Annotated in this window: 27 protein-coding genes; 24 read left to right on the top strand and 3 right to left on the bottom strand. The window is 61.6% G+C overall.

The window, feature by feature from the left end; translation table 11 throughout:
• Positions 1-24 precede the first annotated feature (24 nt).
• Positions 25-3,378, top strand: a complete 3,354-nt coding sequence (gene mscK, locus QZR14_RS06220) for a mechanosensitive channel MscK (protein ID WP_250602867.1) — start codon at positions 25-27, stop codon at positions 3,376-3,378.
• 48 nt (positions 3,379-3,426) lie between these two features.
• On the top strand, positions 3,427-4,890 hold the full coding sequence (selO, locus tag QZR14_RS06215) for a protein adenylyltransferase SelO (RefSeq protein WP_311996131.1): 1,464 nt from the start codon (positions 3,427-3,429) through the stop codon (positions 4,888-4,890).
• A gap of 6 nt (positions 4,891-4,896) precedes the next feature.
• Here selO and QZR14_RS06210 read toward each other — a convergent pair whose 3' ends face one another.
• Positions 4,897-5,259, bottom strand: coding sequence for a type II toxin-antitoxin system PemK/MazF family toxin (locus QZR14_RS06210; RefSeq protein WP_077570482.1), 363 nt, complete (start codon positions 5,257-5,259; stop codon positions 4,897-4,899).
• Positions 5,259-5,528 carry an AbrB/MazE/SpoVT family DNA-binding domain-containing protein gene (locus QZR14_RS06205; protein WP_008077592.1) on the bottom strand — a complete coding sequence of 90 codons (270 nt, stop codon included), beginning with the start codon at positions 5,526-5,528 and terminating at the stop codon, positions 5,259-5,261. The genes QZR14_RS06210 and QZR14_RS06205 overlap by 1 nt, the downstream gene beginning before the upstream one ends.
• A 236-nt stretch (positions 5,529-5,764) precedes the next feature.
• On the opposite strand from QZR14_RS06205, the gene trxC reads away from it, so the two are divergent.
• Entirely contained in the window at positions 5,765-6,199 is a 435-nt protein-coding gene (gene trxC, locus QZR14_RS06200) for a thioredoxin TrxC (RefSeq protein WP_250602865.1), read from the top strand.
• A gap of 131 nt (positions 6,200-6,330) precedes the next feature.
• Here the strand turns inward: trxC and QZR14_RS06195 are convergent, their stop codons facing one another.
• Positions 6,331-7,101, bottom strand: coding sequence for a ParA family protein (locus tag QZR14_RS06195; protein WP_186531847.1), 771 nt, complete (start codon positions 7,099-7,101; stop codon positions 6,331-6,333).
• Positions 7,102-7,457: 356 nt separating this feature from the next.
• Between QZR14_RS06195 and QZR14_RS06190 the strand changes: the two genes are divergently transcribed.
• From QZR14_RS06190 to QZR14_RS06090, 21 genes are all read left to right on the top strand, one after another.
• Positions 7,458-8,183, top strand: a complete 726-nt coding sequence (locus QZR14_RS06190; RefSeq protein ID WP_250604192.1) for a beta-ketoacyl synthase chain length factor — start codon at positions 7,458-7,460, stop codon at positions 8,181-8,183.
• Complete coding sequence (locus tag QZR14_RS06185; protein WP_250602864.1) at positions 8,159-8,971, top strand: lysophospholipid acyltransferase family protein; 813 nt, start codon at positions 8,159-8,161, stop codon at positions 8,969-8,971. Before QZR14_RS06190 ends, QZR14_RS06185 begins: the two co-directional genes overlap by 25 nt.
• Entirely contained in the window at positions 8,949-9,224 is a 276-nt protein-coding gene (locus QZR14_RS06180; protein WP_250602863.1) for a phosphopantetheine-binding protein, read from the top strand. The genes QZR14_RS06185 and QZR14_RS06180 overlap by 23 nt, the downstream gene beginning before the upstream one ends.
• Before the next feature lie 9 nt (positions 9,225-9,233).
• On the top strand, positions 9,234-9,488 hold the full coding sequence (locus QZR14_RS06175; protein ID WP_007909503.1) for an acyl carrier protein: 255 nt from the start codon (positions 9,234-9,236) through the stop codon (positions 9,486-9,488).
• A complete protein-coding gene (locus QZR14_RS06170) occupies positions 9,485-10,030 on the top strand; it encodes a hypothetical protein (RefSeq protein WP_007909501.1) in 546 nt (181 codons plus the stop codon). The genes QZR14_RS06175 and QZR14_RS06170 overlap by 4 nt, the downstream gene beginning before the upstream one ends.
• On the top strand, positions 10,027-11,706 hold the full coding sequence (locus QZR14_RS06165; protein ID WP_311996130.1) for an AMP-binding protein: 1,680 nt from the start codon (positions 10,027-10,029) through the stop codon (positions 11,704-11,706). The genes QZR14_RS06170 and QZR14_RS06165 overlap by 4 nt, the downstream gene beginning before the upstream one ends.
• A gap of 77 nt (positions 11,707-11,783) precedes the next feature.
• On the top strand, positions 11,784-12,518 hold the full coding sequence (locus tag QZR14_RS06160) for a glycosyltransferase family 2 protein (protein ID WP_311996129.1): 735 nt from the start codon (positions 11,784-11,786) through the stop codon (positions 12,516-12,518).
• Entirely contained in the window at positions 12,515-13,462 is a 948-nt protein-coding gene (locus QZR14_RS06155; RefSeq protein WP_250602860.1) for an LpxL/LpxP family acyltransferase, read from the top strand. Before QZR14_RS06160 ends, QZR14_RS06155 begins: the two co-directional genes overlap by 4 nt.
• Positions 13,443-14,987: an HAL/PAL/TAL family ammonia-lyase gene (locus QZR14_RS06150; RefSeq protein ID WP_311996128.1), complete on the top strand. Its 1,545-nt coding sequence runs from the start codon at positions 13,443-13,445 to the stop codon at positions 14,985-14,987. The genes QZR14_RS06155 and QZR14_RS06150 overlap by 20 nt, the downstream gene beginning before the upstream one ends.
• Positions 14,980-15,405, top strand: coding sequence for an acyl-CoA thioesterase (locus QZR14_RS06145; RefSeq protein ID WP_311996127.1), 426 nt, complete (start codon positions 14,980-14,982; stop codon positions 15,403-15,405). The genes QZR14_RS06150 and QZR14_RS06145 overlap by 8 nt, the downstream gene beginning before the upstream one ends.
• Positions 15,402-16,004, top strand: a complete 603-nt coding sequence (locus QZR14_RS06140) for an outer membrane lipoprotein carrier protein LolA (RefSeq protein ID WP_311996126.1) — start codon at positions 15,402-15,404, stop codon at positions 16,002-16,004. Before QZR14_RS06145 ends, QZR14_RS06140 begins: the two co-directional genes overlap by 4 nt.
• Complete coding sequence (locus QZR14_RS06135; protein ID WP_311996125.1) at positions 15,988-18,327, top strand: MMPL family transporter; 2,340 nt, start codon at positions 15,988-15,990, stop codon at positions 18,325-18,327. The genes QZR14_RS06140 and QZR14_RS06135 overlap by 17 nt, the downstream gene beginning before the upstream one ends.
• The gene (locus QZR14_RS06130; protein WP_311996124.1) at positions 18,324-19,487 is read left to right on the top strand and encodes a sodium:proton antiporter; all 1,164 of its coding nucleotides are present in this window, start codon (positions 18,324-18,326) and stop codon (positions 19,485-19,487) included. The genes QZR14_RS06135 and QZR14_RS06130 overlap by 4 nt, the downstream gene beginning before the upstream one ends.
• Positions 19,474-20,721, top strand: coding sequence for an NAD(P)/FAD-dependent oxidoreductase (locus QZR14_RS06125; protein WP_311996123.1), 1,248 nt, complete (start codon positions 19,474-19,476; stop codon positions 20,719-20,721). The genes QZR14_RS06130 and QZR14_RS06125 overlap by 14 nt, the downstream gene beginning before the upstream one ends.
• A complete protein-coding gene (locus tag QZR14_RS06120) occupies positions 20,718-21,443 on the top strand; it encodes a class I SAM-dependent methyltransferase (RefSeq protein WP_311996122.1) in 726 nt (241 codons plus the stop codon). The genes QZR14_RS06125 and QZR14_RS06120 overlap by 4 nt, the downstream gene beginning before the upstream one ends.
• Before the next feature lie 155 nt (positions 21,444-21,598).
• Positions 21,599-22,057 carry a hypothetical protein gene (locus QZR14_RS06115; protein WP_442967383.1) on the top strand — a complete coding sequence of 153 codons (459 nt, stop codon included), beginning with the start codon at positions 21,599-21,601 and terminating at the stop codon, positions 22,055-22,057.
• Complete coding sequence (locus QZR14_RS06110; RefSeq protein WP_250602851.1) at positions 22,054-23,250, top strand: beta-ketoacyl-[acyl-carrier-protein] synthase family protein; 1,197 nt, start codon at positions 22,054-22,056, stop codon at positions 23,248-23,250. The genes QZR14_RS06115 and QZR14_RS06110 overlap by 4 nt, the downstream gene beginning before the upstream one ends.
• Complete coding sequence (locus QZR14_RS06105; RefSeq protein WP_250602850.1) at positions 23,247-23,711, top strand: hotdog family protein; 465 nt, start codon at positions 23,247-23,249, stop codon at positions 23,709-23,711. The genes QZR14_RS06110 and QZR14_RS06105 overlap by 4 nt, the downstream gene beginning before the upstream one ends.
• Positions 23,704-24,432, top strand: coding sequence for a 3-oxoacyl-ACP reductase FabG (fabG, locus tag QZR14_RS06100; protein WP_250602849.1), 729 nt, complete (start codon positions 23,704-23,706; stop codon positions 24,430-24,432). The genes QZR14_RS06105 and fabG overlap by 8 nt, the downstream gene beginning before the upstream one ends.
• Positions 24,432-25,658, top strand: coding sequence for a beta-ketoacyl-ACP synthase (locus QZR14_RS06095; RefSeq protein WP_250602848.1), 1,227 nt, complete (start codon positions 24,432-24,434; stop codon positions 25,656-25,658). Before fabG ends, QZR14_RS06095 begins: the two co-directional genes overlap by 1 nt.
• Positions 25,659-25,683: 25 nt before the next feature.
• Positions 25,684-26,487 (top strand): hypothetical protein, encoded by an 804-nt coding sequence (locus tag QZR14_RS06090; protein WP_250602847.1) that lies wholly within the window; start codon positions 25,684-25,686, stop codon positions 26,485-26,487.
• The last annotated feature ends 40 nt before the right edge of the window (positions 26,488-26,527 follow it).

The raw sequence follows: 26,527 nt of genomic DNA, 5'->3' as shown, positions 1-26,527 counted from the left end.
CTCTCACTTGCTTGACCGGTCACTATGCCTACCCTGCGCTCCTTTTTCGCCGCGGCCCTGCTGGGCCTGAGTCTCACTGTCGGCCCGCTGTACGCCGCCGAACCACCGTCCAGCGACGCCGTGCAGGCCAGCCTGGACAAACTCGCCGACAGCAAACTGCCGGATGCCGATAAAAAGAGCCTGCAGACCGTCCTGCAGAACACGCTCAATCAGCTGAACAACCAGCGTGATTACGAACAGAAGCTGATCGACCTCAAGCAGCAACTGGCGACCGCGCCGAAGCAGACGATTGAAAACACCCGCGAACTGACGCGCCTCAAGGCCACGCCCGTGGTGCCGGTGGCGCAGCGATTTCCCAAGGAGTCGATCCAGCAGCTGGAGCAGATCCTCACCGATCGCTCGACTCAGCAAAGTGACCTGCAAAAAGCCCTGGCCGACGCCAACAGCCTGATCATCACCGCGCAGACGCGTCCGGAGCGCGCTCAGGCAGAGATTTCCGCCAGCCAGACGCGCATTCAGCAGATCAACAACATCCTCAAATCCGGCAAGGACGCGGGTAAAACAGTCACCGCCGAGCAGCGCGACCAGTTGAATGCCGAGTTGGCGGCGCTGAATGCGCTGATCCCGCTGCGTCGCCAGGAATTGGCCGGCAACAGTCAGCTGCAGGATCTGGGCAACGCTCAGCATGACTTGCTCTCGGAAAAATCCGACCGCCTCGACCGCGAGATCCAGGAACTGCAAACCCTGATCAACCAGAAGCGTCTGGCGCAGTCGCAGGAAACCGTGACGCAGCAATCGATTGAAGCGCAGAAGGCCGGTAGCAGCAGCCTGCTGGCCATCGAAAGCACGGCGAACCTCAAGCTCTCCGACTACCTGCTGAAAAGCACTGACCGCCTCAACGAAGTCACCCAGCAGAATCTGCAGACCAAACAACAGCTCGACAGCCTGACCCAAAGCGATTCAGCGCTGGATGAGCAGATCAGCGTGCTCAAGGGCAGCCTGCTGCTGTCGAAGATTCTCTATAAACAGAAACAAGCCCTGCCACGGCTCAAGGTCGACCGCGATCTGGCGGACCAGATCGCCGACATTCGCCTGTGGCAATTCGACGTCAGCCAACAGCGTGAGCAACTGAGTAATCCGGCCGCCTATGTCGACAACCTGCTGGCCACTCAGCCGCCGGAGCAGGTCACCCCGCAATTGCGCAAAAACCTGCTGGATCTGGCCAACACCCGCGCCGATCTGCTGGAGCGGTTGAACCGCGAACTGAGCGCCATGCTCAACGAGTCGATCACGCTGCAACTCAACCAGAAACAACTGCTGAGCACCGCGCAAAGCCTGCGCGCGACCCTTGATGAGCAAATGTTCTGGATTCCGAGCAACAAGCCGCTGGACCTGGAATGGATGCGCGCAGTGCCGGAGCGCCTGAAGCGTCAGGTCGACACCCTGCCATGGGCCTCCAGTCTCAGCGAGCTGACCGACGGCCTGACCCAGCGGCCGTTGCTGTTCCTGCCACTGGCGCTGTTGATCGGCGCGCTGCTGTGGCGACGCAAGAATCTGTACGCGCGGCTGAACAAGGTTCACCAGGACATCGGTCACTTCAAACGCGACAGCCAATGGCACACCCCGCAGGCGATCCTGATCAATATCCTGCTGGCGATGCCGGTGGCGCTGGGCCTGGCGCTGTGCGGTCTGGCGTTGCAGATCGACGCCCGTGGGCAGAACGCCAACATGGGCGCCGCACTGCTGCAAATGGGTCAGGCGTGGCTGGTGTTCTACACCGCTTACCGAATCCTGGCCCCGGGCGGCGTGGCTGAACTGCACTTCCGCTGGGAAAAGCCGCAGGTCGAGTTCCTGCAAGGCTGGATCCGTCGACTGGGTCTGGTGGTCATGGCGTTGGTGACCATTGTTGCCGTAGCCGAACTGCAACCGGCCGCACTCGCCGACGATGTGCTCGGCATGCCGGTGGTGCTGACCTGCTATGCCCTGATGGCCTGGCTACTCAGCCGCCTGTTGATCAGCAGCCCGGCCCACGAAAACACCTCGCTGTTCCGCAAAGCCGTCGGTGTGATGTTCACTTTGCTGCCAATCGCCCTGTTTGTGGCGGTGTGCTTCGGCTACTACTACACCGCGCTGAAACTCAGCGATCGTCTGATCAATACCCTGTACCTGCTGATGTTCTGGCTGGTGATCGAAGCCACCTTCGTGCGCGGTCTGAGCGTTGCCGCGCGTCGCCTGGCTTACCAGCGCGCCCTGGCCAAGCGTCAGGCGGCGAAAGAGGCTGGCGACGGCGAAGCGGTGATCGAAGAGCCGACCCTGGACATCGAAAAGGTCAACGAACAGTCCCTGCGCCTGATCCGCCTGGCCCTGCTTGGCGGTTTCATTGCCGCGCTGTACTGGGTCTGGTCCGATCTTATTTCGGTGTTCTCGTACCTCGACAACATCACTCTCTACGAATACACCAGCGGCACCGGCGCCAACATGAGCATGGTGCCGATCAGCATCGGCGACATGCTCGGCGCGCTGATCATCATCGGCATCACCTTCGCCCTCGCGCGCAACTTGCCCGGCCTGCTCGAAGTGTTTGTGCTGTCCAAGCTCAATCTGGCTCAGGGCAGCGCTTACGCGACCACGACGTTGCTGTCGTATGTGATCGCCGGCGTCGGTTTCGTCTCGACCCTGTCGACCCTCGGCGTGAGTTGGGACAAGTTGCAATGGCTGGTGGCGGCGCTGTCCGTCGGCCTCGGTTTCGGTATGCAGGAGATCTTTGCGAACTTCATCTCCGGCATCATGATCCTCTTCGAACGTCCGGTGCGGATCGGTGACACCATCACCATCGGCAACCTGTCGGGCACGGTGAGCAAGATCCGCATTCGCGCCACGACCATCACCGACTTCGACCGCAAGGACATCATTGTCCCGAACAAGACGTTCATCACCGGGCAATTGATCAACTGGTCGCTGACCGACACCATCACCCGCGTCACGCTGAAACTCGGCGTCGACTACGGCTCCGATCTGGATCTGGTCAAGGAACTGCTGCTCAAGGCTGCCCGGGAAAACCCGCGCGTACTCAAAGAGCCGGAGCCGCACGTGTACTTCCTCAACTTCGGCGAAAGCACCCTCGACCACGAGTTGCGCATGCACGTGCGTGACCTCGGCGACCGTAACCCGGTGCTGGATGAGGTCAACCGCTTCATCAACCGCGAGTTCAAGAAGCAGCACATCAACATCTCGTTCCGCCAGATGGAGGTTTATCTGAAGAACCTTCACGGTCAGGAATACAAGATGGTGCCGATCGAGCCGGAAACGAAAACCATCGTGCCGATTGCCGACGATCAGAAACCGTTGCAAGAGCCGCCGCCGGCCAAACTCGACTAACCGGTCTAATCCCAGCAGAATGCTCGGACATTCTGCTGGAGCCGGCCCTTGAAAGCCCTCGACGAACTGACCTTCGACAATCGCTTCGCCCGCCTGGGCGACGCGTTCTCCGCCCACGTGCTGCCCGAGCCGATCGACCATCCGCGTCTGGTCGTGGCGAGTCCGGCGGCGCTGGCCTTGCTGGATCTCGACCCGGCGAGCGCCGAAACCGGGGAATTTGCCGAACTGTTTGGCGGCCACAAGCTGTGGGCCGATGCCGAGCCGCGGGCGATGGTCTATTCCGGGCATCAGTTCGGCGGCTACACGCCGCAACTGGGCGATGGTCGCGGCCTGCTGCTGGGCGAGGTGTACAACGCCGCCGGCGAGCATTGGGACCTGCATCTGAAAGGCGCCGGGCAGACGCCGTTTTCACGCATGGGCGACGGCCGTGCGGTGCTGCGTTCGTCGATCCGAGAGTTCCTGGCTTCCGAAGCGCTATACGCGCTGAACATCCCTTCATCACGCGCAGCGTGCGTGATCGGTTCCGACACCCCGGTCTGGCGTGAAAAACAGGAACGTGCGGCGATGGTGTTACGGCTGGCGCCGAGCCATATCCGCTTCGGCCACTTCGAATACTTCTATTACACCAAGCGTCCCGAGCAGCAAAAGCAGCTCGGCGAGCACGTGTTGGCGATGCACTTCCCTGAATGTCTGGAACAGCCGGAACCGTATCTGGCGATGTTCCGTGAGATCGTCGAGCGCAACGCCGAACTGATCGCCAAGTGGCAGGCCTATGGCTTCTGCCACGGCGTGATGAACACCGACAATATGTCGATCCTTGGCATCACCTTCGACTTCGGCCCGTTCGCCTTCCTTGACGATTTCGATGCCAACTTCATCTGCAACCACTCGGATGATCAGGGGCGCTACTCGTTCAGCAATCAGGTGCCGGTGGGCCAGTGGAACCTAAGTGCGTTGGCTCAAGCGTTGACGCCGTTCATCAGCGTCGAAGCCCTGCGCGAAACCCTCGGCTTGTACTTGCCACTGTTCCAGGCGCACTACCTCGACCTGATGCGCCGCCGCTTCGGCTTCACCACGGCCGAGGATGACGACCAGAAGCTGCTGGAAGACCTGCTGCAACTGATGCAAAACAGCGGCGTCGATTACACACTGTTCTTCCGTCGACTCGGCGAAGAATCGGCCGAGCAAGCCGTTACCCGTTTGCGCGACGATTTCGTCGACATCAAGGGCTTTGATGCCTGGGGCGAACGCTACGTTGCCCGGGTTGCCCGCGATGGCGACGCTGATCAGGCACAGCGCCGAGCGCGGATGCATGCAGTCAATCCGCTGTACATCCTGCGCAATTATCTGGCGCAAAAGGCTATCGATGCGGCTGAGCAAGGGGATTACTCGGAAGTACGCCGGCTGCATGGGGTGCTGAGCAAGCCGTTTGAAGAGCAGCCGGGGATGGAGGGTTATGCCGAGCGACCGCCGGAGTGGGGCAAGCATTTGGAGATCAGTTGTTCTTCCTGAGGCGTTTCAGCTTAGCGGATCGATTGCACTGATTACACGGTCGACAATGTCAGACATTGTCACGTCATCCAGTCGCTCGATGAATTTGGCCGTGCCGTCTCGTACCCGTTGTTCGATGTCAAAACTCCGAACCTGATTACACACCGCTACACCATTGGTTTCGTGGCCAGTAATGGCCACCGCCAAACCCAAATTCCGGCTGAAATTCCCACCGCTAGTAACAGGCACCGTCATGCTCACGCCCAATGCGTTGATCTCTCTGGGCGTAATCACCACAAAGCGATGTCTGTTCATCATCTCCCGCCCCGCCACTGGGTTCGGATCAATCCAGTAAACGTCACCCCGCTGAGGGGGCTGTCGGCGCACCATCAACCCAGCTCCCGGCCGACAGAATCACCTTCAAGAGTCTCGCTAGTCTGGGCGTTAAGTTTCTGCAGTTCTTCTGCGCCTTCGAGTAGCTCTGACAAGCTATAACGCTTACGCGTAGCGGCTACGGCTGGACGAGCAATCAGTTCGCCATCGACCACATTCAGCTCTAGCTGTGCGCCAACCTCCAGATGCAACAACTTTAAAAGCGTGGGCGGAATCGTAATGACGGCAGCGCCGCCTTGGCGGCGTATCTTGGAAGTTACGGACATTATGTCGCTCCGATTTGATGCATGGGAATCATCGATTCCTGGATTAGTGCAACAAAAGTAGCACGCAGATAAAGACAAAGCGATCTCCTCACGACAAGCGTAAAACGCCGAATTGGCCTTCAGACTAGCCATCGATCCCGGAACGGTTTTGAGAAAAATGTGAGCAGTTGCGACATTGATAAGTTGGCAGATCGACTCCAAATCGGTTCTATAGACTGCCTATCAGAGAACCAATCATGACCAGCCCACTCCTCATCCCCTGCCCCTCCTGCAACGGACTCAACCGCATCCCGGCCGAGCGCCTCGCAGATCAGCCAAAATGCGGTCGCTGCAAATCCGCCGTGCTGCTGAGCAAGCCGTTCGAACTCAAGCAAGGCGATTACGCCAGCCAGATCAAGGGTGATCTGCCGCTGCTGGTGGACGTGTGGGCGGACTGGTGTGGGCCGTGCAAGTCGTTTGCGCCGGTGTTCGAGCAAGCGGCGGCGCAACTGGCGGGTAAGTGCCGCTTGGCCAAGCTTGATAGCGAGGCCAATCAGCAGTTGTCGGCGCAGTTGGGGATTCGCTCGATTCCGAGTCTGATTCTGTTCAAGAACGGCAAGGAAGTGGCACGGCAGAGTGGTGCGTTGCCGTTGCCGCAGTTGATGGCGTGGCTGCGTAGCCAGGGGATCTGACTCAACACAAATCCAATTGTGGGAGCGAGCCTGCTCGCGAAGGCGTCCGGTCAGTCAACTGTGATGTTGAATGTACTGGCCTCTTCGCGAGCAGGCTCGCTCCCACAGGGGTTAATGGATAGCTCAGAAGATCAGTGATCTTCGAGCAAGTTGTGCAGTTCGACGAATTGCTGGGTCAGCTTGTGACGCGGGTCGAGGTGGATCAGCGGCATGCTGGCCTGGTGCGATTCGCGCATGCGCACCGAACTGCTCAGGTACACCGGCAGCACCGGCAGACCTTCGGCAATCAGCTCATCGAGAATCTGTTGCGGCAGGCTCGCGCGGGCCTGGAACTGATTGACCACGATGCCTTCGACTTCCAGGCCTTCGTTGTGGTCGTCCTTCAGTTCCTCGATCTCCGCGATCAGCCCGTACAGCGCCTGACGGGAAAAGCTGTCGCAATCGAAAGGGATCAGCACGCGATCGGCAGCAATCAACGCCGATACCGCGTAGAAGTTCAGCGCCGGCGGCGTATCGAGGTAGATCCGGTCGTAATCCTCGGCCAGCTCATCGAGCAATTTGCGCAGCTTGTTGATCTTGTGTTTGGCCTCAAGCTTGGGCTGCAAGTCAGCCAGCTCGGCCGTTGCGGTGATGATGTGCAGGTTGTCGAACGGGGTTTCGTAGATGTCCGCCTGATTCTTTTTCGAGAACGGCCCTGAAGACAGAGTCTGTTTGAAGAAGTCGGCAATACCCATCGGGATGTCGTCGCCGGTGAGCCCGGTCAGATACTGAGTGGAGTTGGCCTGGGCATCGAGGTCGACCAACAGCGTGCGATAACCCTCGCTGGCGCTGACCGCCGCCAGATTGCAGGCAATGCTGGACTTGCCTACGCCACCTTTCTGATTGAACACCACGCGCCGCATGACAAAACCTCCGTGTATCAAAGAATGACCGAGTGTAGATGCGCGCGACCTCGCTTCGCTACCTTCATGGACATGGACTACAGAGTCGGGTGCAAATATCTGCGGACAGATAGCGCAATAACCGCCAATGATCGCCGAGATCCCCGACAGACAAGCCGCTGACAATCTGGATAATGGCCAAGTGACAGTTTTCTTGCGAACCACTCGGTACATTTCGTTGCGCAAAATGTAACCAGCATTTGCTACACACTCGTCGCACCGGGATAATGCGCGCCACCCGGCGCCAAGCGCCACGTCAAGCCTGCTGCGGCTTTGGCGATTCAACGCGTCAACAAAAGCCTGCAGGGGCGGGATGAATATCCGTGATCAACTTCAACATCGCCCAATGGCGCGCGTGGGCCCCTGGCCTCGACAGCGTGGATGCCTGGCAGGCCTGGAGCCGACAACCGGTCGTACTCCAGCGCAGTGATGCCGCACCCGATGTGTCGTTTTTACCGGCCATGCAGCGCCGCCGCCTCAGCCGGCTGGCACGCATGGCGTTCAGCGTAGCCTGGCCCCTGGCCGACGGGCGGGACAACCTGCCGCTGGTATTCGTCTCGCGCCACGGTGAAACCCCGCGCACTTACGACATCCTCAGTGATCTGGCGACCGAACAGCCGCTGTCGCCGACCCAGTTCAGCCTGTCCGTGCACAACGCGATCATCGGTCTGTGGTCGATCATGCGTGGCGAAACCAGCGAAATGACCGCCCTCGCCGCGGCCGGCGACGGCCTTGAGCACGGCATGCTCGAAGCGGCGGCGCTGCTCAATGAAGGCGCCCCGGCGGTGCTGCTGGTCATTACCGAAGAACAACCGCCCGAAGCCTATTCGGCGTGGATCGATGACGTGCCGTTTCCCTACGCGCTCGGGCTTTTGCTCACCCCCGGTACCGACTGGCGGCTGACCCTGAACAGCGCCCCGGAAACACGGTCAAAAGCGCACTGGCCCCACGCGCTCAATCTGTTGCAAACCCTGCTCGGCCAGCAAACCCATTGCCAACATGCCTGGAAAAATCGTGTATGGACCTGGCAACGCAACCCGTGACTGAAAAAAACCGCGATGCCTATTACTGGCGCCTGCTGGCCACCGCCGCAAGCTTCGCCCTGTTCGGGCTAGGCGGGCTGTGCCTGCGTGTGCTGGTGTTTCCGCTGTTGGCTTGCCTGCCCGGTGACGCCGTTGTGCATCGCCAACGCGCGCGGCAGACCGTCAGTCGGCTGTTCTGGTTTTTCGTACGGTTCATGGCCCGCACCGGCGTGCTGACGTATGACATTCAGGGCGCCGAACGCTTGGGGCGACCCGGGCAGATGATCATCGCCAACCACCCATCGCTGATCGACGTGGTGTTCCTCATCGGTCTGGTGCGTCAGGCCAATTGCGTGGTGAAGAAAAGTCTGTGGGAAAACCCCTTCACCCGTGGCCCGCTGCGCCGCACCGAATACATCAGTAACGACGGCAGCATGGACATGCTCGATGCCGCCGCGCAGTCCCTGCAAAACGGCCAGACCCTGATCATTTTCCCGGAAGGCACGCGCACCCAGCCCGGTCAGGCGCCGGCCTTTCATCGGGGCGCTGCGGCGATTGCCCTGCGCGGTGCGAAAATCCTCACGCCGGTGATCATCAAGGTCAGCCCGACCACATTGACCAAAGCCGAACCCTGGTACCGGATCCCCAGCCGCCGCGTGCACTTCAGTTTTCGCGTGGGAGCCGATATAGATCCACAGTCTTTTGCCGCGCAGGGGCCTGCCCCGCAAGCCTCGCGCAAGCTCAACGATTATTTGCACACCTACTTCATTAAGGAGCTCGCCGAAGATGAGCGATCTGAACACCCCTAGCCTGGTGCGTGACATCAAACTGCTGATCATCGACGCCCTTGGCCTCGAAGACATCAGCGCCGACGACATCGGCGACGATCAGACGCTGTTTGGCGAAGGCCTGGGTCTGGATTCCGTCGACGCGCTGGAACTGGGTCTGGCCATCCAGAAAAAATATGGCATCAAGATCGATGCCGACGCCAAAGACACCCGTAACCATTTCACCAACGTGGCCAGCCTTGCGGCGTTCGTCACGGCAAAACAGGCAGCTTGAGACCGGACCATGCAAACTCGTGACGATATTTTCAACACCCTGCGCGATGCCTTGGTCGAGCTGTTCGAACTGGATCCGGCCCGTGTGAGCCTGGAGTCCAATCTGTATCAGGATCTGGAAATCGACAGCATCGACGCGGTCGATCTGATCGATCACATCAAACGCCAGACCGGCAAGAAAATCGCCGCCGAAGAATTCAAATCGGTGCGCACTGTCGGCGACGTGGTCGAGGCGGTCTACCGTCTGGTTCAACCGGCCGCATGAGCCGATTGATCGGCCTGGGCCTGCTGCTGGCCGGTCTGCTGTACCCCTTTGCGGTGTATTTCGGCATGGAGCACTTTGCCCCGTGGCAGTTTGGTCTGCTGCTGGGCAGCCTGTGGCTGGCGCGGGCGCTGACCGGTGAGCGCAAGCCCGGCAGCCTGTGGATGGCCGGCGTGGCCATTGTGTTCTGCCTGCTGCTGGCGCTGTTCGACAGCCCGCTGTTGCTGCGCTGGTACCCGGTGCTGATCAGCGGATTCATGCTTGTGCTGTTCAGCCTGAGCCTGAAATTCGGGCCACCGATGGTCGAGCGCCTGGCGCGGTTGCGTGAGCCAGAGCTACCGGACATCGCGATTCGCTACACGCGCAAGGTCACCGTGGCCTGGAGCGTGTTTTTCTTCTGCAACGGTTTGTGCGCTGCCCTGCTGACCCTGTGGGCGCCGCTGAATTGGTGGATGTTGTACACCGGCCTGATCTCCTATGGATTGATCGGCCTGATGTTTGCCATTGAATGGCTGATACGACAACGGGTAAGAGGCCGTACATGAACTGGATAAAACTTGAGCAGCTGTTGCTCAAGCCTGAGCCGACGCGGGCCATCAGCCACGTACCGGCGCTCGAACATGCGCAACTGTGCGAGCAGGCGCTGAGCGTTGCCGCCGGTCTGCAAGCTCGAGGCGTGAAACGCCTGGCTGTGCACCTGGAAGATGCCGCCGAACTGGCCATCGCTTTGCTGGGTGCATGGCGTGCAGGCGTGAGTGTTCTGTTGCCCTCGGACCTGCAAGCGCAAACCCGCGAGCGCTGGTTGGCTGAAGTCGATCTGTGGCTGACGGATCAAGCCGATGACGCGCAACTGAGCGACGTTCAGCAGCCGCCGCTGCCCGGTGCCGAACTGGATCTCGACAAGTGCCGTCTGAGCCTGTGCACGTCCGGCTCCAGCGGCGAGCCCAAGCGCATCGACAAGACCTTGCGTCAACTGGCCAATGAAGTCGAAGCGCTGGAGCAATTGTGGGGCGCGGACCTCGGCGAGGCCTGCATCATCGGCAGCGTCGCCACACAGCATATCTACGGTTTGCTGTTTCGCGTGCTGTGGCCGCTGTGCGCCGGGCGCCCGTTTGTACGCAAGCAACTGGCGTTCCCCGAAGACTTGCAGCGCGCCAGCCGCGAACATCCAGCCTTTGCGTGGGTGGCCAGCCCGGCATTGCTCAAGCGTATGGGCGACAACCTCGACTGGCCGGCCCTGAGTGCCGTGCGCCGGGTGTTTTCTTCCGGTGGCGCGTTACCGTTCGAGGCCGCGCAGAGCCTGCAGCAACGCTTGCAGCAATGGCCGACGGAAATCCTCGGCAGCTCGGAAACCGGCGGTATCGCCTGGCGTCAGGGCGAACAACTGTGGCAACCGTTCGCCGGTGTTGAATTGAGCCAGGACAGCGAAGGCGCCCTGCTGATCGCTTCACCTTACCTGCCCGCCGGGCACGTCGAGCACAGCGCCGACGCCGCGCGTATCGCCGCCGATGGCCGTTTCGAACTGCTCGGACGCCTGGACCGGATCGTCAAACTCGAAGAAAAACGCATCTCTTTGCCCATGCTCGAACAGGCTTTGGTCGCCCACGATTGGGTCGCCGAAGCGCGCTTTGGCGTAGTCCAGGAAAACCGCGCCTCCCTCGGTGCTCTGCTGGTGCTCAGCGAGGACGGCCTGTTTGCCTTGCGGGAGCATGGCCGTCGCAGTCTGACCGAAACCCTGCGCCAGCATTTGCGCCACCACTGTGAAGCCTTGGCCCTGCCCCGCCGCTGGCGGCTGGTGCGGCAATTGCCATTGAACAGCCAAGGCAAACTGCCGCAGGCCGATATCGAAGCGCTGCTGATGGCGCCGCGTCCGAAAGCGCCCGAAGTGCTGGAACAAGTCGAAACCTCTGGCGAATGGAGCCTGCAACTGAGCGTGCCTCCGGATCTGGCTTATTTCAGTGGTCACTTCCCTAAAGCCCCGGTATTGCCCGGCGTGGTGCAGGTGGAATGGGCACTGAACCTCGGTCGCCAATTGCTCAATCTGACTGGCCCGTTTGCCGGCATGGAAGTGCTGAAATTCCAGCAACTGGTGCGGCCTGGGGATGAAATTCAACTGCACCTGCGCTTTGATCCTGAGCGCGGCAAATTGTACTTCGCTTATCGCAATGACACGGCGACCTGTTCCAGTGGGCGGATTCTTTTGGGTGTAGAGCATGGCTGACCTTGGTGAGTGCTGCGCACTCAATCGCGAGCAGGCTCACGCCTACAGGGATCGCGGTCTTCCAATGGAGAACACGTATGCATAACCCTTGTGCCGTTATCCCGGTCTACAACCACGAAACCGCGATCGGCACCGTGGTCGACGCCCTGCTCGCGCAAGGTCTGCCGTGCATTCTGGTGGACGACGCCAGCACGCTCTCCTGCGCCAGAGTGCTCGACGGTTTGGCGGAACGCGACAACGTGCACCTGGTGCGCCTGACCGCCAATCAGGGCAAGGGCGGCGCAGTCATGACCGGTTTGCGCGAAGCCGCGCTATTGGGTTTCAGCCATGCGCTGCAGGTCGATGCCGACGGGCAACACGATCTGCACGATGTCGCCCGTTTTGTTGAAGAATCCCGCGCCCATCCCGAGGCGATGATCTGCGGTTATCCGCTGTTCGACGAGAGCGTACCGAAAGGTCGTTTGTACGCGCGCTATCTGACCCATGTGATGGTCTGGATCAACACGCTGTCGCTGCAGATCCGCGATTCGATGTGCGGTTTCCGCGTCTATCCGCTGGCCCCGACGCTGGCGGTGATCGACTCGGCAAAAGTCGGCAAGCGCATGGATTTCGACTCGGACATTCTCGTGCGCCTGTCGTGGCGCAATCAGCCGATGCGCTGGCTGCAAACCAGCGTGCATTACCCGCTGGACGGCGTATCGCACTTCCGTCTGTTCCACGACAACGCACTGATTTCCAGCATGCACACACGGTTGTTTCTCGGCATGTTGCTGCGTTTCCCGGCGATCCTCTGGCGGCGGTGGCGCGCATGAGCGGCGAAGCCGACAAGCAGCACTGGGCTGACCGCGAGGAACGCGGCAGTTTCCTGCTGATGAAATTCACCGCGTTCGCCGCCAAGGTCCTTGGCCGACGCCTGCTCAGTCCGTTGCTGTACGGCATCGTCCTGTACTTTTTCCTGTTCGGTAGCACCGCACGGCGCAGTGCCTGGCAATACCAGCAGCGCCTGGCCGCATGGAGCCAGCGCGAAGATTTACGCCCCACGCATTGGCGGGTGTTCGGCCAGTTCATGGCATTCGCCGATTCGATGCTCGACAAGCTCGATGTGTGGAACGGCAAGCTGCGCATCGAACAGATCGAAATCATCGACCCCGCCCTGCTGCGCAATCAATTGCGCGGCAGTCGCGGGCAACTGCTGGTCGGCGCGCACCTGGGCAACCTGGAAGTCTGTCGCGCACTGGCGGAGATCGGCGAAAAGGTCACCATGAACGTGCTGGTACACACCAAGCACGCTGAGCAATTCAACCGTTTGCTGGGCGAGGCTGGAGCGACCAATCTGCGCCTGATTCAGGTCAGCGAGCTCGACCCGGTGATCATGCTGCAACTGCACGAACGCCTGGAGCGCGGCGAGTGGCTGGCGATTGCTGGCGACCGCGTGCCGCTGCACGGCGGGCGCAGTGTCACCGTGGACTTTCTCGGCCATCCGGCGCCGTTCCCGCAAGGCCCGTGGCTACTCGCCGGCCTGCTGAAATGCCCGGTCAATCTGCTCATGTGCCTCAAACAGCCGGACGGCCACTATCGCCTGACCCTCGAACCCTTCGCCGACGCCGTGGTGTGGAAGCGCAGCGAGCGCGAGCAGGTCATTCATCAGTGGGCCACCCGCTACGCGCAGCGCCTGAGTCACTATTGCCTCGAAGCGCCGCAACAATGGTTCAACTTTTACCCTTTCTGGAAGACCGATGACGACGCCAACCCATGAGCCGGTAACCTTCGGCGAACGCCCTTTGCGCATCGAAGACGTGCTGGCCCTGGCCAACCGTCAGGCGCCCGTGCAGTTGCAGAACGACGCCGACTATCGCGAGCGCATCGCCAAGGGTGCACGTTTTCTCGATTCGCTGCTGGACAAGGAAGGCGTGATCTACGGCGTGACCACCGGTTATGGCGATTCCTGCGTGGTTGCGGTGCCGCTGCATCACGTCGAAGCGTTGCCGCGCCACCTCTACACCTTCCACGGTTGCGGGCTGGGCAAACTGCTCGACGCGCAAGCCACTCGCGCGGTGCTGGCGGCGCGTTTGCAGTCGCTGTGTCACGGCGTGTCCGGGGTACGCGTTGAATTGCTGGAGCGTCTGCATGCCTTCCTCGAATACGACATCCTGCCGCTGATTCCTGAAGAAGGTTCGGTCGGCGCCAGCGGCGATCTGACGCCGCTGTCCTACGTCGCCGCAACGCTATCCGGTGAACGTGAAGTAATGTTCCGTAGCGAACGTCGCCAGTCTGCCGATGTGCATCGCGAACTCGGCTGGGCGCCGCTGGTGTTGCGTCCGAAAGAAGCCTTGGCCCTGATGAACGGCACTGCGGTGATGACCGGTCTCGCCTGCCTCGCCTTCGCCCGAGCCGACTATCTGCTGCAACTGGCCACGCGCATCACTGCGCTCAATGTGGTCGCACTGCAAGGCAACCCGGAACACTTCGACGAACGCCTGTTCGCCGCCAAACCGCATCCGGGGCAAATGCAGGTCGCCGCGTGGTTGCGCAAGGATCTGGCGATCGACGCACCGACCGCGCCGCTGCATCGATTGCAGGATCGTTACTCGCTGCGCTGCGCCCCGCATGTCCTCGGGGTGTTGGCCGACAGCCTGAACTGGCTGCGTTCGTTCATCGAAACCGAACTGAACAGCGCCAACGACAACCCGATCATCGACGCCGAAGCCGAACGCGTGTTGCACGGTGGGCACTTCTACGGCGGGCATATCGCGTTCGCCATGGACAGCCTGAAAAATCTCGTGGCCAACGTTGCTGACCTGCTGGATCGGCAACTCGCGCTGCTGGTCGACGAACGCTACAACCACGGCCTGCCGAGCAACCTCTCCGGTGCTCCGGCGGACCGGGCAATGATCAACCATGGCTTCAAAGCCGTGCAGATCGGTACCAGCGCGTGGACCGCCGAAGCGCTGAAAAACACCATGCCGGCCAGCGTGTTCTCGCGCTCCACCGAGTGCCACAACCAGGACAAAGTCAGCATGGGCACCATCGCCGCCCGCGACGCGATTCGCGTGCTGGAGCTGACCGAACAGGTCGCCGCCGCCACCCTGCTCGCCGCCAATCAAGGCGTATGGCTGCGCGCCCAAGCTGAAGATGCCCGACCGCTGCCACCGTCGCTGGCGGCAATGCACGCAGAACTGGCCAAGGACTTCCCGCCGGTGATCGAAGACCGCGCGCTGGAAGGCGAATTGCGCCTGTGCCTGCAACGTATCGCCGCACAACACTGGAGGCTGCATGCGTAGCGCCGGAGTACTTCACGCCGACACCGAAATCCTTGTGCCGTTTTTCGACGTCGACACCATGCACGTCGTGTGGCACGGCCATTACGTCAAGTATCTGGAAGTCGCGCGTTGCGCGTTGCTGGACATGATCGGCCACAACTACACGCAGATGGCCGAGTCCGGCTTCGCCTGGCCGATCATCGACCTGCAATTGCGCTACGTCCGTGGCGCGGTGTTCGGTCAGCGCCTGAATGTACGCGCCAGCCTGGTCGAGTGGGAAAACCGCCTGAAGATCAACTACCTGATCACCGACCTGCAAAGCGGCGAACGCCTGACCCGCGCCAGCTCGGTGCAGGTTGCCGTTGAAGTGAGCAGTCGCGAGATGCAACTTGCCTCACCGAAAGTCTTCACCGATGCCGTGGAAAGGATGCTGCGATGAACCTGTTATTCAGAAGCCTTGGCGCAGTGGCGCTGCTGGCCGTGTGCTCTTTGGCCAACGCCTTCGATCTGCAACAACTCAGCGAGCAACTGGCGAAACCGGATGTGATCCACGGTCAGTTCATTCAGGAAAAACACCTGCGTGCATTACCGCAGCCGCTGATCAGCAAGGGCAGTTTTGTTCTGGCGAAAAACCATGGCCTGCTCTGGCTGCTGAAAACCCCGCTGCAACAGGACTACCGCATCACCGCCAAAGGCATCGCCCGGCGTGAAGGCAATGGCTGGCAGATGCTGCCGAACAAGAGCGCCGGGGCCGAGCAGAACCGCTTGTTCCTCGCCGTGCTGCAAGGCGACAGCAGCGGCCTGCAACGCGACTTCGAACTGGCCCTGAGCGGCGACGCACAGCAGTGGAAACTGACCCTGACCCCGCGCTCGCTGCTGCTCAAGCAAGTGTTCAACCAGATCAATATCGACGGCGGCACGCTGGTGCAAACCATCGAACTGCTGGAAACCCAGGGCGACAGCACCGTGCTGCGCATGCAGGACAGCACTGCTGATCAACCGTTGAGCGACGCGGAGCAACATGACTTTGCCGAGTGAACGCAGGCTGCCCTGGCTGTTTCTGATCCTTTTGCTGGCGGTCATCGCCCTGGCCGGTTGGCAGTGGCGCGACGGTGCGCCGCTGTCGGCCAATCTGATGGAGCTGGTCCCCGGCACCCACCCCGACGCCCTCGAACTGCGCGCCGAACAACGCATGCAGGAACCGCTCAACCGCGAGATGCTGGTGCTGGTCGGCCACACCGATCGTCAGCAAGCGGTGGCCATGGCGCAGACGCTGGGCGAGCAATGGCAGGCCAGTGGTCTGTTCGAGAAAGTGCAGTGGAACCTGCAGGCGGATCTGCCAGCGCTGCGCACGCAACTGCTGCACGGGCGGCTGGCGATGCTCTCGGCGGATGATCGGCAACTGCTGATCGAACATCCCGACGTGTTCATTCAGCAACGCGTGCAGGCCCTGTTCGACCCGTTCAGCGGTTTCAGTCTGGTGCCGAGCCAGGATGACTGGCTGGGCCTGACCGGGCGCATCCAGAACAGCCAGCCGCAGCACGGTTCGGTGCAACTGGACATCGGCAGCGGCGCGTTGATTGCCGATGCCGACGGCAAGAGCTGGGTGCTGCTGCGCGCACGTACCACCGGCAATGCCTTCGATATGAACCTGCCGCTGCAAGTCGCGGCGCTGCTACAACACAGCCGCGAGCAGGCGGCGAAATCCGACGTGCAACTACTGGCCGCCAGCGGCTTGCTCTACGCGGCCAACGGTCAGCAGCAAGCCACGCGCGAAATGACCTGGGTCGGCGGCGGTGCCACGGTCGGTATCCTGTTGCTGCTGTTGCTCGCTTTCCGCCGCTGGCGCGTGTTGCTGGCGTTCGTGCCGGTGCTGGTCGGCATGCTCTTCGGTGCGGTGGCGTGTGTGGCGCTGTTCGGCCATATGCACGTGATGACGCTGGTGCTCGGTTCCAGTCTGATCGGCGTGGCCGTGGATTACCCCCTGCACTATCTGTCGAAGAGCTGGAGCCTGAAGCCGTGGCGCAGCTGGCCGGCGTTGCGTTTGACGCTGTCCGGGCTGACTCTGAGCCTGGTCACCAGTGCCATCGGATACTTGGCGCTGGCGTGGACGCCGTTCCCGGCGCTGACGCAAATCGCGGTGTTCTCCGCCGCCGGCTTGCTCGGTGCCTATCTGTCGGCGGTGTGCCTGTTGCCGGCGTTGCTGAAAAACGTCGAACTGCGCCCCGCGCAATGGCCGCTGCATCTGGCCGAGCGCATGGTCGCGCTGCGCGAAAAACTCCTCGAACGCGTGCACACGCCGGTGTTGCTGGCGTTGCTGCTCGCCTTCTGTGTGGGCGGTCTGGTGCAGTTGCAAAGCAAGAATGACATTCGCCAGTGGGTCGGCGCGCCGCAACGCCTGACCGACGAAGCGCAGACCATCGCGCGCATCACCGGCTATCAGCCGACCAGCCAGTTTTTCCTCGTACGCGCCGACAATCAGCAGCAATTGCTCGAGCGGCAGGCCGCGCTGAGCGAGCGTCTGCAGCAACTGGTCAACCTCGACAAGCTGCAAGGCTATCTGGCCCTCGATCAACTGGTCAGCCCGCCAAACCAGCAAGAACAGGTACGCCAGGCGCTGAACAAACTGCCGCAATACTGGCAGCCACTGCTCGACCTCGGCGTCCCGCTCGCCGCGCTGCAAACCGAACTACAGCAATTGCAGACCGTGCCTGCCGAGGACATCGACGCGGCATTGGCCGGCCCGCTCGGCGAGCCTTATCGCACGCTCTGGCTCGGTCCGACGGAAGACGGCGTAGCGGCAATGACCAGCCTGCAAGGCTTGAACAACCCGGCGCTGTTGCGGGTGCAAGCGCTGGACTTGCCGGGGGTAATGCTGGTCGATCGTCTCGGTGAGTTGAATGAAGTCTTTGCTGCGACGCAAATCAGCGCTGCTGAACTGAAACTCGCCTCCTGCGCGTTGATCGTGCTGGTGCTGATGCTGCCGTTCGGCCTCGGCGGCGCGCTGCGCATTGTCGCCCTGCCGTTGCTCGCCGCTTTGTGCAGTCTGGCCAGCCTTGGCTGGCTCGGTCAGCCGTTGACCCTGTTCAGCCTGTTCGGCCTGCTGCTGGTGACGGCGATCAGCGTCGACTACGCGATTCTCATGCGTGAGCAAGTCGGTGGTGCGGCGGTGAGCTTGCTGGGTACCCTGCTGGCCGCTGTGACGACGTGGTTGTCGTTTGGTTTGCTGGCGGTTTCCAGCACGCCGGCGGTGAGCAATTTCGGTATGTCGGTGAGCCTCGGCCTCGCGTTCAGCTTCATGCTCGCACCGTGGGCCGGACGCCACGAACAGGCCGCCGCCGTCACGGAGCCAGCAGCGTGATGATCGTCGGCTTCTGGCTGCTGGCCCTGGCGCTGTTTGCCGTGGCCACTCGCGTCGGGCGCCACTTCGGCCTGATCCCGATCGTCAGCCAGTTGCTGCTGGCGAGCTTCGGCTTGCCGCTGCTGATGTACTTCTGGATAGAGCCGGGCTGGCAGCTCAGCGGCGCACAACTGATTGCGCCTGACTGGCTGAAAAACCTCTACAGCCTGAGCTTTGCTTTGCTGCTCGGGCATATCCTCAGCGATGTGATCGACCTGAAACTCGATCGGCAGAGCGTGAAAATCGCCGTGCCGAGTTTCCTCGTGCCGTTCGCCAGCGGTCTGGCGGCAGCGTACTGGCTGTTGCCCGCGCAGCCGTGGCTCAACTCATTGGCGATCGGTCTGGTGTTCGCGATTACCGCGATCCCGGTGCTTTATCTGTACCTGCGCCACATCGATTATCCGCCCGCCGCCACGCGCCGACTGGTGCAGACCGCGATCCTCATTGATCTGACCTGCTGGACATTGTTCGGGCTCGCCCAAGGCAGTCTGCACCTGAGCAGTCTGTTGTTGCCGCTGGGCCTCGCCTGTGTGCCGCTGTTGTTGCGCGTCATCGGCGTACGCCGACCACTGACCTACAGCCTCGGTTTTTTCGCGTTGCTGGTGATGGCCGAGCATTACAAACTCAATGCGCTGATCTTCGGCATCGGCTACCTGCTGTGCATGGCCGCGCTGAAAGTGCCGCTGGTGCTGCCGTTGCCGGCGCACTGGATGAGGCGTTTGCAGACGTGGCTGGCGATCCCGCTGATCCTCACCTTCGGCATCGTCCAGATCGATGTGCACAGCGCCCTCGCCAGCCTCGGCGCAGTGCAATGGGCGGCGCTGCTGCTGTTGCCGATTGCCAGTAAACTGCTCGGCAACTGGCTCGGCCTCGGCTGGGCCGGCGCGTCGTTCGAAGGCGCCAGCCGCTGGCGCGAAAGTGTGCTGCTGAACATTCGTGGTCTGAGCGAAATCGTCTTTCTCAATTTGCTGTTGCAACAACAACTCATCACCCCGGCGCTGTACTTTGCGCTGATGCTGATGGGTCTGATCGCGACGCTGCTACCGGCTCTGATCGGCCTGCATCGCGCGCCTTTGAATCTGAAACAGCCTCTGTCCCGGAGCTCACGTGCCAATCGTTGAAATGGAATCCCGTCAGGTCGTGATCATCGGCGCCGGCCCTTCGGGCGCCATCGCCGCTGCACTGCTCAAGCGCAAGGGCCACGATGTGCTGGTGCTCGAGCGCCAGCACTTCCCACGCTTCTCCATCGGCGAAAGCCTGCTCAGCCATTGCCTGGATTTCGTCGAAGAGGCCGGCATGCTCGACGCCGTCAACGCCGCCGGCTTCCAGTGCAAGACTGGCGCCGCCTTCGCCTGGGGCGAGCGTTACAGCGCCTTCGATTTCGGTGACACCTTTACCGGCGGCAAACCGACCACGTTTCAGGTGCAACGCGCCGATTTCGACAAACTGCTGGCCGATCAAGCGGCGCTGCAAGGCGCGGAAATCCGCTACGGCGATGCCATCGTCAGCGTCGATTTCGAGCGGACGAAACCGCAGCTGAATGTGCGTCGCGAGGACGGCAGCGACTATCGCGTCGAAGCGGATTTCGTCCTTGATGCCAGCGGCTACGGCCGCGTGTTGTCACGACTGCTGGACCTCGAAGCACCGTCGAATTTCCCGGTGCGTCAGGCGGTGTTCACCCACGTCGAAGATCACATCGATAACCCGGCATTCGACCGCGAAAAAATTCTCGTCACCACCCATCCGGAACACCGCGATATCTGGTTCTGGACGATCCCGTTCAGCAACGGACGTTGCTCGGTGGGTGTGGTCGCGGCCGAGGAACACTTCAAGGGCCGTGACAGCGATCTGGATGCCTGCCTGCGCAGCTTCATCGCCGAAACCCCGAGCCTTGCCGGCGTGTTGAACAACGCTGTCTGGGACACCCCGGCACGCACCCTCGGCGGCTACGCGGCCAATGTGAAAACCCTGCACGGGCCGGGCTTCGCACTGCTCGGCAACGCGGCGGAATTTCTCGACCCGGTGTTTTCCTCCGGCGTGACCATCGCCATGCGCTCGGCGAGCATGGCCGCTGCCGTGCTGCATCGTCAGTTGCAGGGTGAAACGGTCGACTGGCAAAGCGAGTTCGCCGAGCCACTCAAGCGCGGCGTCGACACCTTCCGCTGCTACGTCGAGGGCTGGTATGCCGGTACTTTTCAAGACGTGATTTTTTATGAAGACAGCCAGGCCGACATCCGCCGGATGATCTGCTCGATCCTCGCCGGCTACGCCTGGGACGAACGCAACCCGTTCGTCAGCGAGGCGCGCCGCCGCTTGAAGATGATTTCCGAACTCTGTGCAAAGGACGCCCCATGAATTACTTGAGCGACAGCTACGTCGAGGAAACCCGCTTCGGTCTCTGGTTCCTGCGCAGCCACACCTGGCAGCACCATGTGTTGCGCGTGGCAATCAATGATTTGCGTGGCTTGTTCAGTGAAGCGCTGCCGGAACATCCGGTGTTGCTGGACGCCGGTTGCGGACAGGGCAAGTCGTTCGGTCATCTGCGCCAGACCTTCGCGCCACAGCGTTTGATCGGCGTTGACGCCGATCCGCACAGCCTGGAGTTGAGCGCTGAAGAAGCGACGCGTCTGGGCCTTGATGTAGAGCTGATCGGCAGTGATTGCGCGACGCTCAGTGTGCCGGACGCCAGTGTTGATCTGCTGTTCTGTCACCAGACGTTCCACCATCTGGTCGAGCAGGAAAAAGCGCTGGCCGAGTTTTATCGGGTGCTGAAACCGGGTGGCTATCTGCTGTTCGCCGAATCCACCGAGGCTTACATTGATACGTGGGTGATTCGCTGGCTGTTCCGCCATCCGATGCACGTGCAAAAGAGTGCGGCGCAGTATCTGCAGATGATTCGCGGGCAGGGTTTCGAGTTTGCCGAGAAAAATGTCTCATACCCTTATCTGTGGTGGAGCCGGTCGAAGGATTTTGGTTTGCTGGAGCGGTTTGGCTTGCGTAAGCCGAAGCCATTTGGTGAGCGCGAAGAGACGTTGGTGAACGTCGTCGCACGTAAACCGCTTGAAGGTGCCATCTGATGCCCCCCTTTCGACCTGCACACGTAGAACCCTGTGGGAGCTGGCTTGCCAGCGATAGCGGTGAATCAGCTTGCATCAGTGCCGGATGTGCCAACGCCATCGCTGGCAAGCCAGCTCCCACAGTGTCCGCGGTGTGGCGACTTTTTGTGGTCAGCATGATGCTTTTGTTAAGTGCCTGCGCCAGCCAGGCGCCGCTACCGGCAGGCAACCCGACGCTGCCCCTGCCGCTGCAATTGCACATCGAACGCCAGCAAGCCGAACAACGTCAGGACTGGTTGCTGGTGATCCAGCGCGAAGGCCCAGGCATTCGCTGGTCGATGATGGATCCGCTGGGCATTCCCCAGGCGCGTCAGCAACTGATCGACGGCCACTGGCAGGCCGATGGGCTGCTGCCACCGAACCCGGAAGCCCGGGAATTGTTTGCCGCGCTGTTGTTCGCCCTGACCCCGTCCGGCGAGTTGCAGCGCAATTACCCCGCCGCGCTGCAACAGGGCCAGCAACGCTCCCTGCCGACACGCTGGGATATCCGTTATTCACAACCGTTGAGCTTCGAATTGAACCTGCCCCAAGGCCCGCACTATCGCGTTTCTCCGTTGGATGAACCAACGCCATGACCGCTTACCTGAATGCCCTCGGCGTGATCTGCGCACTGGGCCGCGATAAACAAACCGTTGCGCGCAACCTGTTCGCCGGCGACTGCTCGGGTATGCGCCCCGAGTCCGGCTGGGTGGCGGAGCGTGAGTTGCCCGTCGCTGCCGTCCGCGGTGAGCTGGCGCCGATCCCGGCAGAACTCGTCGATCAACGCAGCCGCAACAATCAGTTGCTGCTGGAAGCGGCGTTGCAGATTCGCGATGACATCGATCAAGCGATCCAGACCTTCGGCCGTGAGCGCATCGGCGTGGTCCTCGGCACCAGCACTTCGGGCATCGACGAGGCCAGCCGTGGTCTGGCGCACTATATTCGCGAGCAGGAGTTCCCGGCGGAATACGATTATCGTCAACAGGAACTCGGCGCACCGGCCAATTTCCTCGCCGACTGGCTGCAACTGAGCGGCCCGGCGTATGTGATTTCCACGGCGTGCACCTCCAGCGCCCGGGCACTGATGAGCGCTCAGCGTTTGCTCGATCTGGGCCTGTGCGACGCGGTGCTGTGTGGCGGCGTCGACAGCCTGTGCAAACTGACCCTCAACGGTTTCTCGTCACTTGAAGCGATGTCCGACGAGCGCTGCAATCCATTCTCGGCCAACCGCAGCGGCATCAACATCGGCGAAGCGGCGGTGCTGTTCGTCATGAGCAAGCAACCCGGCGACGGCCCGACCATTGCCTTGCTCGGCGCCGGCGCCAGCTCCGACGCCCATCACATTTCCGCCCCTGAGCCGACCGGGCGCGGTGCCTTGCAAGCGATGCAGAAAGCCTTGAACCGCGCTCATCTGCAAGCAGCGCAGATCAGCTACCTGAACCTGCACGGCACCGCTACCCAACACAACGACGCCATGGAAAGTCTGGCGGTTGCCACGCTATTCCCTGAGGGCGTGGCCTGCTCGTCGACCAAACCGATGACCGGCCACACCCTCGGCGCGGCCGGCGCGCTGGAGGCGGCGTTCTGCTGGCTGAGCCTGAGCGCCGACAATCCAGATCACGCCTTGCCGCCGCACGTCTGGGATGCGCAGGCCGATCCCGCGCTGCCGCCACTGCAGTGGGTGACCACGAGCGAGCGCCTGACGTCCATTGCACCCCGCTACCTGATGAGCAACTCGTTTGCCTTCGGCGGCAACAACGTCAGCCTGATTATCGGAGACGCCCCATGACTGATTGGCCGCTCGCCGAACTACTGCCCCATGCGGGCGACATGATTCTGATCGACAGCATCACGAGCTTTGACGACGAGCAGATTTACACCCGCCTCACGGTCAAGCCTGATGGCCTGTTCAATCTGCCCGACGGCAGCCTGCCGGCCTGGGTCGGCATCGAGCTGATGGCACAGAGTGTCGCCGCGTTTGCCGGTTGTCACGCGCGGCAGAAAGGCAACCCGGTAGAGCTGGGCTTTCTGCTCGGCACACGCAAGTTCGAGTGCAATGTCGAAGCCTTTCCCGCCGGCAGCGAGCTGACCATCCATGGCCTGCGCTCGCTGGAAGACGACAACGGCATGGGCGTTTTCGAATGCCATATCAACGGCGCCGGCATTCACGCCAGCGCGCGTCTGAATGTGTTCCGTCCGCCTCAGGTCAATCAATATCTGCAACAGACACAGGAGTCGAACGATGACTGAATCCGTACTGGTCACCGGCTCCAGCCGTGGCATCGGCCGCGCCATTGCCTTGCGCCTGGCACAAGCCGGGCACGATATCGTCCTGCATTGCCGCAGCGGTGTGGCCGAAGCGCAAGCCGTTCAGGCTGAAATCGAAGCCTTGGGGCGGCAGGCGCGGATTCTGCAATTCGACGTTGCCGACCGGGAAACCTGCAAAACCATTCTTGAAGCCGACGTCGAAAGCCACGGCGCCTATTACGGCGTGGTGCTCAACGCCGGGCTGACCCGCGACGGCGCGTTTCCAGCGCTGAGCGACGACGATTGGGACGTGGTTTTGCGCACCAACCTCGACGGTTTCTACAACGTCCTGCACCCGGTGATGATGCCGATGATCCGCCGCCGCGCCGCCGGTCGCATTGTCTGCATCACTTCGGTGTCGGGACTGATCGGCAACCGTGGCCAGGTCAACTACAGCGCCTCCAAGGCCGGCGTGATCGGCGCGGCAAAGGCGTTGGCGATCGAGCTGGGCAAGCGCAAAATCACGGTTAACTGCGTCGCACCGGGCCTGATCGACACGGCGATGCTGGATGAAAACGTGCCGGTGGAAGAATTGATGAAAATGATCCCCGCGCAACGCATGGGCACCCCGCAAGAGGTGGCCGCTGCGGTGAATTTCCTGATGTCGGCGGAAGCCTCGTACATCACCCGCCAGGTTCTGGCGGTCAACGGAGGCTTGTGCTGATGAAGCGCGTCGTCGTCACCGGCATGGCCGGCATCACTTCGCTGGGCAGCGACTGGGAGACCATCGCCGGCAACTTCGCGGCCAACCGCAGCGGCATCCGCCGCATGGACGAGTGGGATCGCTTCAGCGAACTCAACACGCGTCTGGCCGGGCCGATCGATGACTTCGAAGTGCCCGCGCACTGGACCCGCAAGCAACTGCGCAGCATGGGCCGGGTGTCGCGACTGGCAGTCGGCGCGGCGGAAAAAGCCCTGGCTGACGCTGGTCTGCTCGGCGATGAATCGATCAAGGACGGGCGCATGGGCGTGGCCTGTGGTTCGTCCACCGGCAGCACCGACGAGATCAAAGCGTTCGGCAACATGCTGCTCAACTCGGTGGCCGAAGGCCTCAACGCCAACTCCTACGTGCGGATGATGCCGCACACCACCGCCGCCAATATCAGCATTTTCTTTGGCCTCACCGGTCGTTTGATCCCGACGTCCAGCGCCTGCACCAGCGGCAGCCAGGGCATCGGTTACGCCTACGAGGCGATCAAGTTCGGTCGCCTGCCGCTGATGCTCGCCGGCGGCGCCGAAGAGCTGTGCCCGACCGAAGCCATGGTCTTCGACGCGCTCTACGCCACCAGCCTGAAAAACGATGCCCCACAGACCAGCCCACGCCCTTACGACAAGGGCCGTGACGGTCTGGTGATCGGTGAAGGCGGCGGCATGCTGGTGCTCGAGGAGCTGGAACACGCCCTCGCCCGCGGTGCGCACATCCACGCCGAGATCGTCGGTTTCGGCAGCAACGCCGACGGCCAGCACACCACCCGCCCGGAACAAGTGACCATGCGCCGCGCCATGGAACTGGCGCTGGAAGACGCTGGGCTGACCCCGGATGCCATCGGCTATGTAAATGGTCACGGCACGGCTACAGAACAGGGCGATATTGCCGAAACACTGGCAACCAGCAGTTTGTTCGGTGAACGCATGCCGATCAGCTCGCAGAAGAGCTTCCTCGGCCACACCCTTGGCGCCTGCGGCGCGCTGGAGTCGTGGTTCAGCATCGAGATGATGAACCGCGACCTGTACGTGCACACGTTCAACCTCGACGAGGTCGATCCGCACTGCGGCAAGCTCGATTACCTGCGCGGCGAATTCCGCCAGATGCATCACGACTACGTGATGAACAACAATTTCGCTTTTGGTGGCGTCAACACCTCGTTGATTTTCCGCCGCTGGCACTGACCGCAACACGTTTGGAGTGAAGGGAATGACTCAGTTTCACCGCATCGCCGCGCTACTGGCACTTGTTCTTGTGCTCGGCGGTTGCACCAGCAAACCGGTTTACAACGCCAAGGAAGAGTTCTCGCCCAACCTCGGCTTCACCCAGCAACAGATGAGCCGCGCGATCGTCACCGCGCTCAACGACCGCCAATGGGTCGTGCAGTCGGTGCGTCCGGGCATGATCAAAGCGGCGATCACCGTGCGCGGTCGCCATCACGCCGAAGTCGACATCCCGTTCACCCCGACTTCGTTTGAAATCGACTACCGCAGCAGCTACGGCCTCGATGCCAAGGACGGCAAGATCCATGGCAACTACAACCGCTGGGTCAACCGCCTGCGCGACAACGTGCTCAAAGAGCTGTCGATCAACCCGGACATCGAGTTCGTCAACGACCTGGGCATCGTCAAACAAGGCGCCGACGAGCCGACGTACCTGAGCTTCCGTGAAGGCGTCAAACGTGCCACCGACGCCGGCCTGCTCGACGGCAGCGTGAAGTTCTACCTGGCCGGCGAAACCCTGCCAAAACAGGTGCGCAAACTCGACACCGTGAGCAGCAGCCGCAAGACCAACGGCTCGAACAAATCCGATGAAGACGCCTGCTTCTGGGCCCTGCAATCGGCTCTGGCGACCCTGCAGAACGCGGCGAAGAACGCCGACGCCAATGCGGTGATCAACATCGCCAGTGTCGACCAGCGCGACCTGTACAAAGACACTGAAAAATTCCAGTGCCGTGCCGGGCTGGTGGTGTCGAGCGTGGCGCTGCGTGGGGATCTGGCGCACGTGGATTGATGGGATTGCAGAAACGACAAAGGGCGCCATTTGGCGCCCT

This window comes from Pseudomonas sp. rhizo66 (assembly GCF_031931925.1).
In the GTDB taxonomy this organism is placed as follows: Bacteria; Pseudomonadota; Gammaproteobacteria; order Pseudomonadales; family Pseudomonadaceae; genus Aquipseudomonas.
Note: the sequence above shows the minus strand (reverse complement) of the source record. Positions and strands in the feature narration are given on the sequence as shown.

Bases quoted from the DNA above. Each gene is read 5' to 3' on its own strand.
- QZR14_RS06155 (WP_250602860.1), top strand. From the start codon at position 12,515: ATGAGCGGCGAAGCCGACAAGCAGCACTGGGCTGACCGCGAGGAACGC.
- fabG (WP_250602849.1), top strand. From the start codon at position 23,704: ATGACTGAATCCGTACTGGTCACCGGCTCCAGCCGTGGCATCGGCCGC.
- QZR14_RS06135 (WP_311996125.1), top strand. From the start codon at position 15,988: ATGACTTTGCCGAGTGAACGCAGGCTGCCCTGGCTGTTTCTGATCCTT.
- QZR14_RS06160 (WP_311996129.1), top strand. From the start codon at position 11,784: ATGCATAACCCTTGTGCCGTTATCCCGGTCTACAACCACGAAACCGCG.
- QZR14_RS06115 (WP_442967383.1), top strand. From the start codon at position 21,599: ATGATGCTTTTGTTAAGTGCCTGCGCCAGCCAGGCGCCGCTACCGGCA.
- QZR14_RS06170 (WP_007909501.1), top strand. From the start codon at position 9,485: ATGAGCCGATTGATCGGCCTGGGCCTGCTGCTGGCCGGTCTGCTGTAC.
- QZR14_RS06210 (WP_077570482.1), bottom strand. From the start codon at position 5,259: ATGGTGCGCCGACAGCCCCCTCAGCGGGGTGACGTTTACTGGATTGAT.
- trxC (WP_250602865.1), top strand. From the start codon at position 5,765: ATGACCAGCCCACTCCTCATCCCCTGCCCCTCCTGCAACGGACTCAAC.
- QZR14_RS06095 (WP_250602848.1), top strand. From the start codon at position 24,432: ATGAAGCGCGTCGTCGTCACCGGCATGGCCGGCATCACTTCGCTGGGC.
- QZR14_RS06145 (WP_311996127.1), top strand. From the start codon at position 14,980: ATGCGTAGCGCCGGAGTACTTCACGCCGACACCGAAATCCTTGTGCCG.
- QZR14_RS06105 (WP_250602850.1), top strand. From the start codon at position 23,247: ATGACTGATTGGCCGCTCGCCGAACTACTGCCCCATGCGGGCGACATG.
- QZR14_RS06175 (WP_007909503.1), top strand. From the start codon at position 9,234: ATGCAAACTCGTGACGATATTTTCAACACCCTGCGCGATGCCTTGGTC.
- QZR14_RS06205 (WP_008077592.1), bottom strand. From the start codon at position 5,528: ATGTCCGTAACTTCCAAGATACGCCGCCAAGGCGGCGCTGCCGTCATT.
- QZR14_RS06140 (WP_311996126.1), top strand. From the start codon at position 15,402: ATGAACCTGTTATTCAGAAGCCTTGGCGCAGTGGCGCTGCTGGCCGTG.
- mscK (WP_250602867.1), top strand. From the start codon at position 25: ATGCCTACCCTGCGCTCCTTTTTCGCCGCGGCCCTGCTGGGCCTGAGT.
- QZR14_RS06090 (WP_250602847.1), top strand. From the start codon at position 25,684: ATGACTCAGTTTCACCGCATCGCCGCGCTACTGGCACTTGTTCTTGTG.
- QZR14_RS06150 (WP_311996128.1), top strand. From the start codon at position 13,443: ATGACGACGCCAACCCATGAGCCGGTAACCTTCGGCGAACGCCCTTTG.
- QZR14_RS06195 (WP_186531847.1), bottom strand. From the start codon at position 7,101: ATGCGGCGCGTGGTGTTCAATCAGAAAGGTGGCGTAGGCAAGTCCAGC.
- QZR14_RS06185 (WP_250602864.1), top strand. From the start codon at position 8,159: ATGGACCTGGCAACGCAACCCGTGACTGAAAAAAACCGCGATGCCTAT.
- QZR14_RS06120 (WP_311996122.1), top strand. From the start codon at position 20,718: ATGAATTACTTGAGCGACAGCTACGTCGAGGAAACCCGCTTCGGTCTC.
- QZR14_RS06180 (WP_250602863.1), top strand. From the start codon at position 8,949: ATGAGCGATCTGAACACCCCTAGCCTGGTGCGTGACATCAAACTGCTG.
- QZR14_RS06110 (WP_250602851.1), top strand. From the start codon at position 22,054: ATGACCGCTTACCTGAATGCCCTCGGCGTGATCTGCGCACTGGGCCGC.
- QZR14_RS06165 (WP_311996130.1), top strand. From the start codon at position 10,027: ATGAACTGGATAAAACTTGAGCAGCTGTTGCTCAAGCCTGAGCCGACG.